Below are 14,261 nucleotides of genomic sequence, written 5' to 3' on the forward strand. Positions count from 1 at the left end.
ATGATCCGGTCGCTACCAAGCGGGTGGGAATGCCGGAATACTGCGAGGTGGAAAGCTGACTTCGGGAGGAGCGAAAACTATGCAATCTCAGGGTGGAAACGCCGGCCGTTTGACGACGCACGTGCTGGATACGGCCAGCGGCAAACCGGCCGAAGGGCTGCGCATCGAGCTCTACCGGGTCGATGGCGATCGCCAGACGCATATCAAGTCCGTCAAGACCAATGACGACGGCCGCTGTGACGAGCCGCTTTTGAGCGGCGAGCGCATGCAGACCGGCACCTACGAGCTGCAGTTCCATGCGGGCGATTATCTCGGCGGCGCAGCCAAGCGCGGTGACAACCCGTTCCTCGACGTGATCCCAATCCGCTTCGGCATCGATAACCAGGGCGCGCACTATCACGTGCCGCTGCTGCTTTCGCCCTATGGCTACTCCACCTATCGCGGGAGCTGAGCAATGACGATCCAAATCCGCAACACCATCCGCTTCATCCTGAACCACCGCCTCGTCGAACTTGCCGATGTTTCGCCGGTTCAGACTCTGCTCGATTTTCTGCGGATCGACCGCAATCTGAAGGGCACGAAAGAAGGCTGCGCCGAGGGCGACTGCGGTGCCTGCACCGTGCTTATCGGCCGCCTGCTCGACGGCAAGCTCAAGTATGAATCCGTCAATGCCTGCATCCGTTTCGTCGGCTCGCTCGACGGCTGTCATATCGTGACGGTGGATAGTTTGGCGCAGCCGGCTGGCCCGTTGCATCCGGTGCAGCAGGCAATGGTCGACACGCATGCCTCGCAGTGCGGTTTCTGCACGCCGGGCTTCGTGATGTCGCTCTATGGCCTCTGGATGGAGAACTCGAAGCCGTCGATCGCCGAAATCGAAAAGGCGCTGCAGGGCAATCTTTGTCGCTGCACCGGCTATGCCGCGATCATTCGCGCCGCCGAGGCGATCTCGACGATCGGCGATATCGGCAAGGATCCGCTGGTGGCCGAACGCGACCGGATCGCAGGCGAACTGGCAGCACTTCAGGATGGCCGTCGCGTGGAAATCGGCTCCGAGACCGAGCGCTTCATCCTGCCGGGCTCGGTCGATGATTTCGCCGCCGTGCTCGAAGCCAACCCGAAGGCGACGATCGTTGCCGGTTCGACCGATGTCGGCCTCTGGGTCACCAAATTCATGCGCGACATCTCACCGGTCATTCACCTGACCCATCTTGAAGAACTGCGCCGCATCACGGTCGATGCCGACGGCGTGACGCTCGGCGCCGGCGTCAGCTACGCCGAAGCCTACCCCGTTATCGTCGCGCACTTCCCTGAACTGACCGAGCTTTGGGATCGCATCGGCGGCCAGCAGGTCCGCAACATGGGCACCGTGGGCGGCAACATTGCCAACGGCTCGCCGATCGGCGACACCCCGCCGGCGCTGATTGCGCTTGGCGCCGCGATCACGCTGCGCAAGGGCGATCGCCGCCGCACGGTCGTCCTCGAGGACTTCTTCATCGCCTACGGCAAGCAGGACCGCGAGCCGGGCGAGTTCGTGGAAAGCGTGCGCATTCCTTTCGTTTCGGATAAGGCGCGCGTGGCCGTCTACAAGGTGACGAAGCGTCTGGATGAGGACATTACCGCCGTCTGCGGCGGCTTCAACATCGCCTTCGAGGCAGGTCGGGTCAGCGACGCCATCATCGCCTTCGGCGGCATGGCCGCTACGCCGAAGCGAGCCGCTCATGTGGAGGCGGTGCTAAAAGGCGCCGAGTGGAACGAGGAGACGATCGAGCGCGCTGTCGCTGCCTTCGATCAGGACTTCACGCCGCTCACCGACTGGCGCGCCTCGGCGGAGTACCGCCAACTGGTGGCGAAGAACCTGCTTCGCCGCTTCTATCTCGAAACGCAGTCGAGTGGCGGCCAGCTCCGTCTCGATCGCACCATTGCCGTCGCGGTTTAAGGGAGGAAGCCATGAACGTGATGCAGCCCATCGACCGCATCCGCGGCGGCGTACACGAAAACGAACGGCACGAGTCCGGCCACAAGCATGTGTCCGGAACGGCCGAATATATCGACGATATTCCTGAGCCCCAGGGCACCCTGCACGGCTATCTCGGCCTCTCGCAGCGGGCGCACGCCGACATCCTGTCGATTGACTTTGAGGCCGTGAACGCCAGCGAAGGCGTGATCGGCGTTCTGACGGCCGCCGACATTCCCGGTGAAAACGACATCAGCCCGGCGCACAAGCACGACGAACCGATCTTCGTCACCGACAAGGTGGAGTTCCACGGCCAGCCGATCTTCGCGGTTGTCGCCACGTCGCGCGAAGCGGCGCGGCGCGCGGCCGCCAAGGTCAAGATCGAATATCGCGATCTGCCGCATGTGACCGACGTGCTCGAAGCGGCTGCCGCCAACTATCCGCTGGTCATCGACCCCTTGAAGCTCGAGCGTGGCGACATCGACGCCGGCTTTGCCAAGGCGAAGAACATTCTCGAAGGCGAGATGCGCATCGGCGGCCAGGACCACTTCTATCTGGAAGGCCAGATCTCGTTTGCCATTCCCGGTGAGGACGACGAGGTGCTCGTCTATTCCTCGACCCAGCACCCGGCCGAGACGCAGCACATGGTCGCGACCGTGCTTGGCGTGCCGTCGAACGCGGTCACCGTGAATGTGCGCCGCATGGGCGGCGGTTTCGGCGGCAAGGAAACCCAGGCCAACATTTTCGCCGCCGTTGCGGCCGTCGCTGCCAAGAAATACCGCTGCCCGGTCAAGGTTCGGCCGGACCGCGACGACGACATGAGCGCCACCGGCAAGCGTCACGACTTCCACGTAGACTACAAGCTCGGCTTCGACGACGAGGGCCACATCGAGGCGGTGGACGCTGTCTTTTCGGCACGCTGCGGTTACTCGGCTGATCTCTCGGGTCCGGTCACCGACCGTGCGCTCTTCCATGCCGACAACTGCTATTTCTATCCGAACGTGCGCCTGCGCTCGCGTCCGCTGAAGACCAACACCGTTTCCAACACCGCGTTCCGCGGTTTTGGCGGCCCTCAAGGGATGGTCGGTGGCGAACGAATGATCGAGGACATCGCCTATGCCATCGGCAAGGACCCGCTGGAAATCCGCAAGCTGAACTTCTATGGCGGCGAGGGCCGAAACCTCACGCCCTATCACCAGACCGTGGAAGACAACATCATCGGCCGCATTATCGAGGAACTGGAAACCTCGGCGGATTATGCCAAGCGTCGCGAAGCGGTGATCGCGTTTAACCGCGAGAGCAATGTGGTTAAGCGCGGCATCGCGCTGACGCCGGTAAAGTTCGGCATCTCCTTCACCAAGACCGAGTACAACCAGGCCGGCGCGCTTGTGCATGTCTATACGGATGGTTCGATCCATCTGAACCATGGCGGCACCGAGATGGGGCAGGGGCTCTATACCAAGGTCGCCCAAGTGGTGGCCGACGAGTTCCAGGTCGATCTCGACCGGATCAAGGTGACGGCGACGACGACCGGCAAGGTGCCGAACACGTCTGCAACCGCGGCGTCCTCCGGCTCCGATCTCAACGGCATGGCCGCTGCCAATGCCGCCCAACAGATCAAGGAACGGCTGGTCAAGTTTGCTGCCGAGCGCTGGAACGTCGCCGAGGCCGATGTCGCCTTCGAACCGAACGTGGTGCGGATCGGAGCGGAACGCTTGAGCTTCAACGAGTTCATCAAGATCGCCTATGGCGCCCGCATCCAGCTTTCGGCCGCCGGTTTCTACAAGACGCCGAAGATCCACTGGAACCGCGCCGAAGGCCGGGGCCGGCCGTTCTTCTACTACGCCTATGGCGCCTCGTGCTCCGAGGTCAGCGTCGATACGCTGACCGGTGAATATCAGGTCGACCGCACCGACATCCTGCACGATGTCGGCCGCTCGCTGAACCCGGCGCTCGATCTTGGTCAGGTCGAAGGCGCCTTCGTTCAGGGCATGGGCTGGCTGACGACGGAAGAGCTCTGGTGGGATGCCAAGGGCCGGCTGCGCACGCACGCGCCCTCGACCTACAAGATCCCGCTGGCATCCGATCGCCCGCGCGTCTTCAACACCCGGCTTGCCGAGTGGTCGGTCAACCGCGAAGAAACGATTCGCCGCTCGAAGGCTGTCGGCGAACCGCCTTTCATGCTCGGCATCTCCGTGCTGGAAGCCTTGTCGATGGCGGCCGCGAGCGTTGCGGAGTATCGTATAGCACCGCGCCTTGATGCGCCGGCAACGCCGGAACGGGTGTTGATGGCGATCGAGCGGCTGCGGGCGGCCGCACGGCAGAAAGGGTAACAGGGGCTGATTGTCATGGTGGCGAGCCGCGAGGATATCAGGGACTTTCTCCGACGCGAGCGCGACTGCGTGCTTGTGGAGGTGACCGGTGCCGCCGGTTCGACGCCACGCGATACCGACGCCTGGATGCTCGTCGCCGCCGATAGCCTGTTCGGCACGATCGGCGGCGGGCAACTCGAATACATGGCGATCGACCATGGCCGGCGGGCGCTGAAGCGCGGCGACGCGCCGGAGGCGATGACGATCCCGCTCGGACCGGAGATCGGCCAGTGTTGCGGCGGGCGCGTGGCGCTTGCCTTCACACGAATCGATCGGGAGAAAGCCGCCATGCTGATTGAATGCAGCGACCTGGAAATCGCCAGCCGGCCGCATGTCTATGTCTTCGGCGCGGGCCATGTCGGCGATGCACTGGTGATGGCGCTCTCCCTGGTGCCGGTGCGCACCGTTCTCGTCGATACCCGCGAGAACGAGCTTTCGGCCGTTGCCGACATTCCCGGCATCGAGACCTGCCTGACGGCGATGCCGGAGGCAGTGGTGCGCGACGCGCCTCCCGGCAGCGCCTTCGTCATCCTCACCCACGACCACGCGCTCGACTTCCTGATCGCGGCAGAAGCGCTTCGCCGCGACGATGCCTCCTATGTCGGTATGATCGGGTCGAAGACGAAGCGCTCCACTTTCAAGAACTGGCTGTCGCGCGAGATCGGTCGACCGGACCTCTTCGACCGGCTGGTCTGCCCGATCGGCGGCACGACGGTGAAGGACAAGCGGCCAGCGGTGATCGCTGCGCTTGCCGCCGCCGAAGTCATGGCGGCTGCGCTCAATTTTCGCCAGCCGGTACAAGCGGACATCTCGCGTCGGCCGGCTGCCGCCAAGCTTGCTCGTTAGCAAATCCGCCCGTCAGCGGAGCGCCGTTTCGCCCCGGTGCGCACCGCTGAGGTGGAGCGCAAAGCCGTTGATGCGCGGGTCGCCGACCTCCGGTCGGAGTTCAAGCGTCGGGATCGCATAGTCCCCGCCGTTCTGCCGGCGATAGGGAATGGGCGCAGTTGTCGCGAGCGTGTGCATTCTTTCTTTCAGTTGTTCCGCTGTGGCTTGAAAACCAGCGTCGTCAAGGCTGTCGACGCGGTAGGCGACGAACGGCGGGAGCACGTCGTAACCGGGATAGAAGAGGATCCCGTGGTTGATCGGGAAGAGCAGGTCGTCGATCGGCCCGTTCACGCCCCGCGGCGAATAGTGCTCCTCCCAGCCGCCCGTCGTCACGACAAGCATGGCGCGTTTGCCGGCCAGCGTTCCCTCGCCGAAGCGCCTGCCCCAATATTTGTCGCTGTGCTCGCCGACGCCATAGGCAAAGCCGTAGGCATAGACGCGATCGACCCAGCCTTTCAGGATCGCCGGCATTGAATACCACCACAGCGGAAACTGCAGAATCAGCGCGTCGGCCCAGAGCAGCTTTTCCTGCTCGGTCTTGACGTCGGCGGTCAGCGTATCGGTGGCAAAGGCCTCCTTCGACGCGCGGCTCGGCTTGAACCGGGCATCGGGGGCAAGGGCCGGAAAATCGGCGCGACCGATCTCGGACTTCCATCCCTCGGCATAGAGATCGGTGACTACGCCGATAGCGTCCAGATCCTGCGACTGGTAGAACAGGCCGGCGACGAAGCGCGCGGTGCGCGTGGGGCTGCTGCCGGTACCATTCGTGTGTCCTGCACGTCCGCATTGGGAGTGCTGCACGTTACCCGGCTGATCTTTGCTTTCCAGGACAGGCATCCCGACATCGGCGTCGATCTGAGCCTGACCGACGAGCGCATCGACCTCGTGCGGGAAGGCATCGACGTCGCGTTGCGGCTCGGGCCGCTTAGCGACAGCTCCATGAAGCTTAGGCCGCTTGGGCAGAGCCGGCGTCTTCTGGTGGCTGCTCCGGCCTACCTGGCCGCGCGCGGATTTCCGCGCGCCCCAAGCGACCTCTCGGCGCATGAGGGGATCCGCATGTCGAACATTGCCGGCAGTGACAGGCTCAACTTCGAAGCCACAGACGGGCGGCATCTGTCCGTGCCCTTCGGTGGACGCCTTCGCATCGATCATGGGCTTGCTGCACGTGAGGCCCTCGTCGCCGGCCGGGGCATCGCGCCTGCCCACCGATGGCTCGTCGACGATCTGATTGAGGCCGGCGTGTTGGTACCGCTGCTTCCGGACTATTCATTGCCTGCGGTGCCGCTCAGCCTGCTGATCGTGCCGGAACGCTCTGGCATCGCCCGTGTTCGTCTGTTGGTTGATTTCCTGGTCGAGGCGATCGGCAACCTTCCGGGGATCGAGAGGTCCAGAGCCTAGCGGCCTCGGCCGTCCGCCAGCTGCGACAGCGTGATCCCTAACCCGAATGGATCGGTCGCATGACCCGTGCGCCGTAAGCCATACCACAAATGTGTCGCTTACCCTTTGCTTCCGGATCTGCCTATCATCAGTAGTTTCTAAAATAAGGTTGACGCTGAGGTCGACCTTAGCGGAAGTAACGCGTCCAGGATTTTCTTTAGTGCTTTTCAGACAAATCGCGTTTTACGCAATTGCACAGAGACGGGGACGCATCAGATCGGGAGACGACTATGAAGAAACTGACGCGTGCTCTGCTCTTGTCCACGGCATTCGCGGTGCTGACGCACTATAGCGCGCCGTCCATGATCGGCGTTGCCCACGCCGATGGGGGTACTACCAGTGGTGAAGGCAGCACGGGCGGCACCGGTGGCGACGGCGGGACTGGCGGCACCGGAGGAACCGGTGGTGATGGTGGTACGGGCGGTGATGGCGGTACGGGTGGTACCGGCGGTGACGGTGGAACGGGGGGCGATGGCGGCACGGGCGGCACCGGTGGTGATGGCGGCACGGGCGGCGATGGTGGTGGCACCGGCGGCGATGGCGGTGGCACCGGTGGTGACGGTGGTGGCACGGGCGGTGATGGCGGCGGCACCGGTGGTGACGGTGGTGGCACGGGCGGTGATGGCGGCGGCACCGGTGGCGATGGCGGCGGCACGGGCGGTGACGGTGGTGGCACGGGCGGTGATGGCGGCGGCACTGGTGGCGATGGCGGCGGCACCGGTGGCGACGGTGGTGGTACCGGCGGCGATGGCGGCGGCACGGGTGGTGACGGTGGCGGCACCGGCGGTGACGGCGGCGGTGGCGGCAAGCCCAAGCACGCCAACAACGGCTTCGGCAACGGCGGCGGTGACGGAGTTCCCGGCAAGTCGAAGCACAGCGACGTGAAACGCTGATCTCTGAAAAATATTGAGGGCGCGCCGCATCGGCGCGCCTTCTTTCTTTTGCAAACCACGTTGAGATCGCCCGGCACCGGGCGAAAGAATCGGCTCTCCGTCGATAGGAGCCGCCGGCAGGATGCCTAGGGTGTGCAGTCTTGCTCCTTGGTCCAGGCCGAAGCGGCCGGAAGACGAACGGTCAGGCCAGCATTCCGTTGATCAGGCGCTGACAGCGCTCGGCCATGTAATCGATCATCAGTCGCACCTTCGGGTCCTGGAACCGCTTGTGCGGATAGATCGCCGCAAGCTGCACGCTGAGCGGCGGCGTGTCGACGAGGATCGGCACGAGTGCGCCGGAATTGATGTGCGCCTTCACCTCGAACAGCGGCTTGTTGATAATGCCGCGGCCGTCGAGCGCCCACTGCGTCAGGACGTCGCCGTCGTCGGAATCATAGGGTCCGGTGACTTCGAGCTTGCGCACGCCTTCCATGGTCTGGAGCGTCCAGAAATACTCTTTCGAACCGGGATACCTGAGCAGCAGACAGTCGTGCTTGTCGGCGATGAGTGCGTCGGGCGTCTGAGGGATGCCCCGCTTCTCGAAATAGGCAGGCGCACCGCAGACAACGCGCTCGCAATTCATGATGCCGCGCATGCGCAGGTTCGAATCTTCGAGGATGCCGAGCTTGAAGGCGACGTCGACGCCTTCCGACAGGATATCGACATTGTGGTCCGACAGGCGAAGCCGCACTTCGATGTCGGGATACTTGTCGTGAAACTCCGGAATGCCCGATGCAATCAGCCGCCGACCTATCCCCAAAGGAGCGGTAATCTTCAGCGCGCCCTTCGGATTGCGCGAGAGATCGGCGATCGCATTTTCTGCTTCGTTGACAGCCTCGAGGATCTTCACCGCGCCGTCGTAAAAGACGCGACCGTGCTCCGTCGGGGTCAGCTTGCGCGTCGTCCGATTGAACAGGCGAACGCCCATATGGCGTTCCAACTCTTTGATTCTATTGCTTGCAACCGCCGGCGTCACGCGCTGGTCGCGACCCGCTGCCGACAGGGTTCCAAGCTCTACGACGCGTACGAAGACGCGCACATTGTCCAGATAAGACATGCCTCCGTCCCACTCCTTCAGGCTCTCTCTAGCCTATCCATTCCGTCGCTATTTTATAGATTTTTTTGAAAGTGTTGGTGAAGCAGCGACGTTCCCGCGACCTCCAGCAATGACACATAATGGTCCGAGGAGAAATGGGAGAATTTCATGTACGACTATGCCATCGCCTGGGATTGGCTGACCTTTGCCGTGAGATGGCTGCACGTCATCACCGCCATTGCATGGATCGGTTCGTCCTTTTACTTCGTCGCCCTCGACCTCGGTCTGAAGAAACATCCCGGCCTGCCGGTCGGCGCCTATGGCGAAGAATGGCAGGTGCACGGTGGCGGCTTCTACCACATCCAGAAATACCTGGTTGCGCCGGCCAACATGCCGGAGCACCTGATCTGGTTCAAATGGGAGTCCTACGTCACCTGGCTCTCCGGCTTCGGCATGCTCTGCCTGGTCTACTATGCCGGCGCCGACCTCTACCTGATCGACCCGAACGTGCTCGACGTCTCGAAGCCGGTGGCAATCGCCATCTCGCTCGGCTCGATTGCCTTCGGCTGGCTCGCCTATGATACGATCTGCAAGTCGCCCTTCGGTCGCGACAACACCCGACTGATGGTGCTGCTCTACTTCATTCTGGTCGGCATGGCCTGGGGCTACACGCAGCTCTTCACCGGCCGCGCAGCCTTCCTGCATCTCGGTGCGTTTACCGCAACGATCATGTCGGCCAACGTCTTCTTCATCATCATTCCGAACCAGAAGGTGGTCGTCGGCGACCTGATCGCTGGCCGCACGCCCGACGCCAAGTACGGCGTGATCGCCAAGCAGCGCTCGACCCACAACAACTACCTGACGCTGCCGGTTCTGTTCCTGATGCTGTCGAACCACTATCCGCTGGCGTTCGGTACCCAGTACAACTGGATCATCGCCTCGCTGGTCTTCCTGATGGGCGTGACCATCCGCCACTATTTCAACACCCGTCACGCGAACAAGGGCAACCCGACCTGGACCTGGCTCGTAACCGCGCTGCTCTTCGTCGTCATCATGTGGCTGTCGACCGTGCCGAAGATTCTTGCCGGCGGCGAGGAGGCGAAGATTTCCGCCGCGCAACAGCCGTTCGTCACCGCGGAAGCCTTTCCGAAGGTCCGCGACACGGTGCTTGGCCGCTGTTCCATGTGCCATGCCAAGGAGCCGGGCTGGGAGGGCATCGTCGTCCCGCCGAAGGGCGTGATGCTCGAGACCGACACTGAGATCGCCAATCACGCGCGTGAAATCTACCTGCAGGCCGGCCGCAGCCACGCGATGCCGCCCGCCAATGTCACCGGCGTATCGGACGAGGAGCGGCAGCTGCTCGTCGCCTGGTACGAATCCGTCGTGAATGGAGGAAAGACCCAATGACCGATCTGCTGATCCGCGGCCGTGTGCTGACCTTCGTCGAGGAACCAAAGGGCATCGACGACACCACCTCCTATCGCTACTTCGAAGACGGCGCCGTGCTCGTGCGCGGCGGCAAGGTCGCCGATATCGGCGATCATGCCGATGTCGCCCGTCGTGCCGGTGCCGGCGTCAAGGTCGCCGACCATCGCCCTCATCTGGTGTTGCCAGGCCTGATCGATACGCATCTGCATTTCCCGCAGACGCAGGCGATCGCCTCCTACGGCGCCCAGCTTCTCGAATGGCTGAACACCTACATTTTCGTCGAGGAGCAGAAGTTCCGCAAACCGGAGCATGCCGACTTCATCGCCGGCCGTTTCCTGGATGAGCTTCTGGCGAACGGCACGACGACGGCGGCCGCCTATTGCTCGGTGCATCCGGAGAGCGTCGACGCCTATTTCGGGGCCGCTGAAGCGCGCGGCATGCTGATGATCGGCGGCAAGGTGATGATGGACCGCAATGCGCCCGATGCGCTGCGCGACACGGCGCAGCAGGGCTATGACGAGACGAAGGCGCTGATTGCCAAGTGGCACGGCCGTGGCCGCGCGCACTACGCTATCAGCCCGCGCTTTGCCATCACCTCGACGCCGGAGCAGATGGAGGCGAGCCGCACGCTCGTCGCCGAGCATCCGGAGTGCTACGTCCAGACGCATCTCTCTGAAAACAGGGACGAAATCGCCTTCGCCACGTCGCTCTATCCGGAAGCGAAGGACTATACCGACATTTACGCGCGCTACGATCTGCTGACGCGCAAGACCTTGCTCGGCCACTGCATCTATCTGAGCGACCGCGAGATTTCGGTACTCGCCGAAACCGGTGCCGTCGGCAATTTCTGCCCGACCTCGAACCTGTTCCTCGGCTCGGGTCTCTTCGATCGCGATCGCTTCGACAAGCTCGGCGCCCGCTGGTCGGTCGCGACCGATGTCGGCGCCGGCACCAGCTTCTCGATGCTGGAGACGATGGACGAGGCCTACAAGGTTCTGCACCTGCAGGGCCAGCGGCTGACGCCATTCAACTCCTTCTACCGCATGACACTCGGCAACGCCCGGGCGCTCGATCTCGACGACCGTATCGGCTCGCTGCATGTCGGCGCCGATGCCGATATCGTGGTGCTTGATAGCCGCGCCAAGCCGTCGATGGACTTGCGCATGCGGGTTGCCGGTTCGCTTGTCGAGGAACTCTTCATCCTGCAGACGATGGGTGACGACCGATGCGTGGCCGAGACCTATGTCGCCGGCAAGCCGATGAAGGGAGCTGCACGCGCTGCGAAGGACGCAGCCACCTCGGCAGTAAAGAGCCTCGAAACGGCCTAAGGCGCGTCCGCCCCTGCTGGCTCGCCAGCATTGCTTATTATAACGCCGCGTGTCCGGATCGGACGCGCGGCGTTTCTGTTGGTCGGGGTTTAAAGCTCTTCCGGTCGCTTGCCGCCCATCGCCTTGGTCAGCGCATCCGCGCGTTCGCGCACGATGGGGCCGAAGGTTGAGAGCTTCTGATCGCTGACGCGGACCGACGGGCCCGAGATGGATATGCCGGCGATCGTTTCGCCATATTCGTTGAAGATCGGAGCGGCGACGCAGCGCATGCCGAGCGTGTGCTCCTCGTCGTCGACCGACCAGCCGCGGTGGCGGATCTCCTGGATATCCTTCAGCAGCGCCGGCAGCGTATCGCGCGTCTTGTCGGTGAAATGCGCGAGTTCGCGACCGTGGAGCAGTTGGGCGATCTCCTTGTCGGACCAGGTGGACAGGATGGCCTTGCCGATGCCGGAGGCATGAACCGGACCGCGGCGGCCGGGACGGAAGAAAGCGCGCATCGGCGCGTGGCTTTCGACCTGCGAAATGAAGACGACGTCGCCGCCTTCCTCGATGCCGATATTCGCCGTCTCGCCGCTTTCCTCCATCAGTCCTTTTAGAAACGGCCGACTGATGGTGCCGAGCTTGCGGAAGCGCAGATAGGCGTTGCCGATCTCGAACGCCTTCAAACCGACTGTCCAGGCGCCCGTGTCCGGGTCGTGCATCACCATGCCGTGGCCGGCAAGCGTTGCCAGCAGCCGGTGCACGGTCGACGGCGCCATGCCGGTCTCGTCGGCGAGCTGGGTGAGGGTTGAGCCGTCGCCTTCGGCCACGACCGTCAAAAGGGCGAGACTGCGATCAAGCACCTGGACGGATGAAGGGGCGGCGTTCTCGCCCGCCTTGCGTCCGCGTTTTCCCCTGCCGTTGCCGTCCATAAAAGCCTCTCTGCAAATCACGTGTCTCGCCCATCATCCTCTATCAGGCCATGCCGCGATTTTCTCCGAATTATTGAAAATCTTTATTTCCACATGATGGAAATGAATTCCATTTACGTGTTGCGTATCGACGATAATGGATTATTGTTTCAGGAAATTGGAGGAGTTCCCATGGCTAAGATGCGTGCCGTTGACGCGGCTGTTATTGTTCTGGAAAAGGAAGGCATCGACTGTGCCTTCGGCGTACCGGGTGCCGCCATTAATCCGTTCTACTCGGCGCTGAAGGCGCGCGGCTCGGTTCGTCATATCCTGGCGCGCCACGTCGAAGGCGCTTCCCACATGGCCGAAGGCTATACGCGCGCCAAGCACGGCAATATCGGAGTCTGCATCGGCACGTCGGGCCCGGCCGGCACCGACATGATCACCGGCCTCTATTCGGCCTCGGCGGATTCGATCCCGATCCTCTGCATCACCGGCCAGGCGCCGCGCGCCCGTCTCGACAAGGAAGATTTCCAGGCTGTCGATATCGCCAAGATCGCAGCACCGGTCACCAAGTGGGCGGTTACCGTCATGGAGCCGGCGCTCGTTCCCTTCGTCTTCCAGAAGGCGTTTCACATCATGCGCTCCGGCCGTCCCGGCCCGGTGCTGATCGACCTGCCGGTCGACGTCCAGCTTGCCGAGATCGAATTCGATCCGGACACCTACCAGCCGCTTGAAGCCTACAAGCCGAAGGCGACGCGGGCCCAGGCCGAGAAGGCGATCGCGATGCTGAACGAAGCGGAACGCCCGCTGATCGTTGCCGGCGGCGGCATCATCAACGCCGATGCATCGGACCTTCTGACAGAATTTGCCGAAATCACCGGAATTCCGGTTATTCCGACGCTGATGGGCTGGGGCACGATCCCGGATGACCATCCGCTGATGGCCGGCATGTGCGGCCTGCAGACCTCGCATCGCTACGGCAATGCCAACATGCTCGCCTCCGACTTCGTGCTCGGCGTCGGCAACCGCTGGGCAAACCGCCACACCGGCAACGTTCCGACCTACACGGAAGGCCGCAAGTTCGTTCACGTCGACATTGAGCCGACGCAGATCGGCCGCGTTTTCGCGCCCGATTTCGGTATCGTCTCGGATGCCGGCGCTGCGCTGAAGCTCTTCCTCGATGTCGCGACGGAATGGAAGACGGCGGGCAAGCTGCGTGACTGGTCCGCCTGGGCGGAAGAGTGCCGCGAGCGCAAGCGCACCATGCTGCGCAAGACCCACTTCGACCAGACGCCGCTGAAACCGCAGCGCGTCTATGAAGAGATGAACAAGGCCTTCGGCCGCGACACCTGCTACGTTTCGACCATCGGCCTCAGCCAGATCGCCGGCGCCCAGTTCCTGCACGTCTACAAGCCGCGCAACTGGATCAATTGCGGCCAGGCCGGACCGCTCGGCTGGACCTTGCCTGCGGCCCTCGGTGTTCGCGCTGCCGATCCGGACCGGACGATCGTGGCACTCTCAGGCGACTACGACTTCCAATTCCTGATCGAGGAACTGGCTGTCGGCGCCCAGCACAAGCTGCCTTACCTGCATGTGGTCGTGAACAATTCCTATCTCGGCCTCATCCGCCAGGCGCAGCGCGGTCTCAACATGGACTTCGAAGTCAGCCTCGCCTTCGACAACATCAACGCGTCGGGCGATGCGGAGAAGGGTTACGGCGTCGACCACGTCGCGGTTGCCGAAGGTCTCGGCTGCAAGGCGATCCGGGTGCGTAGTCCGAACGAGTTCCAGGAAGCCTTCGACCGGGCGCGCGCGCTGATGGACGAGCACCAGGTTCCCGTCGTCATCGAGTTCATCCTCGAGCGCGTCACCAACATCTCCATGGGCGCCGACATCAATGCAGTCGTCGAGTTCGAGGAACTGGCGCTGCGCGGCGAGGACGTGCCGACCGCGATCACGGCCCTGCTCGACTGAGCCTTGAATGACTGAGGAGATG

General features: G+C 63.2%; 11 protein-coding genes and 1 pseudogene. 9 read left to right on the forward strand and 3 right to left on the reverse strand.

All coding sequences use genetic code 11. The features are described from left to right. The first annotated feature begins 79 nt into the window (after positions 1–79). From uraH to xdhC, 4 genes are read left to right on the forward strand one after another with little or no spacing between them, the layout of a single operon-like run. Positions 80–451: a hydroxyisourate hydrolase gene (uraH, locus tag FA04_RS22170; protein ID WP_034799357.1), complete on the forward strand. Its 372-nt coding sequence runs from the start codon at positions 80–82 to the stop codon at positions 449–451. Between the two features lie 3 nt (positions 452–454). Continuing rightward, complete coding sequence (gene xdhA, locus FA04_RS22175; protein ID WP_034799360.1) at positions 455–1,936, forward strand: xanthine dehydrogenase small subunit; 1,482 nt, start codon at positions 455–457, stop codon at positions 1,934–1,936. 11 nt (positions 1,937–1,947) lie between these two features. Next, the gene (xdhB, locus tag FA04_RS22180) at positions 1,948–4,287 is read left to right on the forward strand and encodes a xanthine dehydrogenase molybdopterin binding subunit (protein WP_034799363.1); all 2,340 of its coding nucleotides are present in this window, start codon (positions 1,948–1,950) and stop codon (positions 4,285–4,287) included. Between the two features lie 18 nt (positions 4,288–4,305). Then, positions 4,306–5,172: a xanthine dehydrogenase accessory protein XdhC gene (gene xdhC, locus FA04_RS22185; RefSeq protein ID WP_082573035.1), complete on the forward strand. Its 867-nt coding sequence runs from the start codon at positions 4,306–4,308 to the stop codon at positions 5,170–5,172. 12 nt (positions 5,173–5,184) lie between these two features. On the opposite strand, the gene FA04_RS22190 is transcribed toward xdhC, so the two are convergent. Further along, the gene (locus tag FA04_RS22190) at positions 5,185–5,928 is read right to left on the reverse strand and encodes an NAD(P)H-dependent oxidoreductase (RefSeq protein WP_051659510.1); all 744 of its coding nucleotides are present in this window, start codon (positions 5,926–5,928) and stop codon (positions 5,185–5,187) included. Between FA04_RS22190 and FA04_RS22195 the strand changes: the two are divergent. Both FA04_RS22195 and FA04_RS22200 read left to right on the forward strand, forming a co-directional pair. Next, a pseudogene (locus FA04_RS22195) lies at positions 5,890–6,609 on the forward strand (substrate binding domain-containing protein); the annotation flags it as partial. The gene FA04_RS22190 and the pseudogene FA04_RS22195 sit on opposite strands and share 39 nt — an antisense overlap. Positions 6,610–6,878: 269 nt before the next feature. Then, the gene (locus FA04_RS22200) at positions 6,879–7,541 is read left to right on the forward strand and encodes a hypothetical protein (protein WP_156553048.1); all 663 of its coding nucleotides are present in this window, start codon (positions 6,879–6,881) and stop codon (positions 7,539–7,541) included. Positions 7,542–7,722: 181 nt separating this feature from the next. On the opposite strand, the gene FA04_RS22205 is transcribed toward FA04_RS22200, so the two are convergent. Next, the gene (locus tag FA04_RS22205) at positions 7,723–8,637 is read right to left on the reverse strand and encodes a LysR family transcriptional regulator (RefSeq protein WP_034799367.1); all 915 of its coding nucleotides are present in this window, start codon (positions 8,635–8,637) and stop codon (positions 7,723–7,725) included. A gap of 147 nt (positions 8,638–8,784) precedes the next feature. Here FA04_RS22205 and FA04_RS22210 point away from each other — a divergent pair, with 147 nt between their 5' ends. Beyond that, entirely contained in the window at positions 8,785–10,023 is a 1,239-nt protein-coding gene (locus FA04_RS22210; protein ID WP_034799370.1) for a urate hydroxylase PuuD, read from the forward strand. Next, the gene (guaD, locus tag FA04_RS22215) at positions 10,020–11,372 is read left to right on the forward strand and encodes a guanine deaminase (RefSeq protein ID WP_034799372.1); all 1,353 of its coding nucleotides are present in this window, start codon (positions 10,020–10,022) and stop codon (positions 11,370–11,372) included. The genes FA04_RS22210 and guaD overlap by 4 nt, the downstream gene beginning before the upstream one ends. Positions 11,373–11,461: 89 nt before the next feature. Here the strand turns inward: guaD and FA04_RS22220 are convergent, their stop codons facing one another. Then, positions 11,462–12,283, reverse strand: a complete 822-nt coding sequence (locus FA04_RS22220; protein WP_034799375.1) for an IclR family transcriptional regulator — start codon at positions 12,281–12,283, stop codon at positions 11,462–11,464. Between the two features lie 171 nt (positions 12,284–12,454). On the opposite strand from FA04_RS22220, the gene gcl reads away from it, so the two are divergent. Next, positions 12,455–14,239, forward strand: coding sequence for a glyoxylate carboligase (gene gcl, locus FA04_RS22225; RefSeq protein WP_034799378.1), 1,785 nt, complete (start codon positions 12,455–12,457; stop codon positions 14,237–14,239). The last annotated feature ends 22 nt before the right edge of the window (positions 14,240–14,261 follow it).

This window comes from Ensifer adhaerens (assembly GCF_000697965.2).
GTDB lineage: Bacteria > Pseudomonadota > Alphaproteobacteria > Rhizobiales > Rhizobiaceae > Ensifer > Ensifer adhaerens.

Coding starts and splice junctions, on each gene's coding strand:
- xdhB (WP_034799363.1), top strand. CDS start 1,948: ATGAACGTGATGCAGCCCATCGACCGCATCCGCGGCGGCGTACACGAA.
- FA04_RS22200 (WP_156553048.1), top strand. CDS start 6,879: ATGAAGAAACTGACGCGTGCTCTGCTCTTGTCCACGGCATTCGCGGTG.
- xdhA (WP_034799360.1), top strand. CDS start 455: ATGACGATCCAAATCCGCAACACCATCCGCTTCATCCTGAACCACCGC.
- gcl (WP_034799378.1), top strand. CDS start 12,455: ATGGCTAAGATGCGTGCCGTTGACGCGGCTGTTATTGTTCTGGAAAAG.
- FA04_RS22210 (WP_034799370.1), top strand. CDS start 8,785: ATGTACGACTATGCCATCGCCTGGGATTGGCTGACCTTTGCCGTGAGA.
- uraH (WP_034799357.1), top strand. CDS start 80: ATGCAATCTCAGGGTGGAAACGCCGGCCGTTTGACGACGCACGTGCTG.
- guaD (WP_034799372.1), top strand. CDS start 10,020: ATGACCGATCTGCTGATCCGCGGCCGTGTGCTGACCTTCGTCGAGGAA.
- FA04_RS22205 (WP_034799367.1), bottom strand. CDS start 8,637: ATGTCTTATCTGGACAATGTGCGCGTCTTCGTACGCGTCGTAGAGCTT.
- FA04_RS22220 (WP_034799375.1), bottom strand. CDS start 12,283: ATGGACGGCAACGGCAGGGGAAAACGCGGACGCAAGGCGGGCGAGAAC.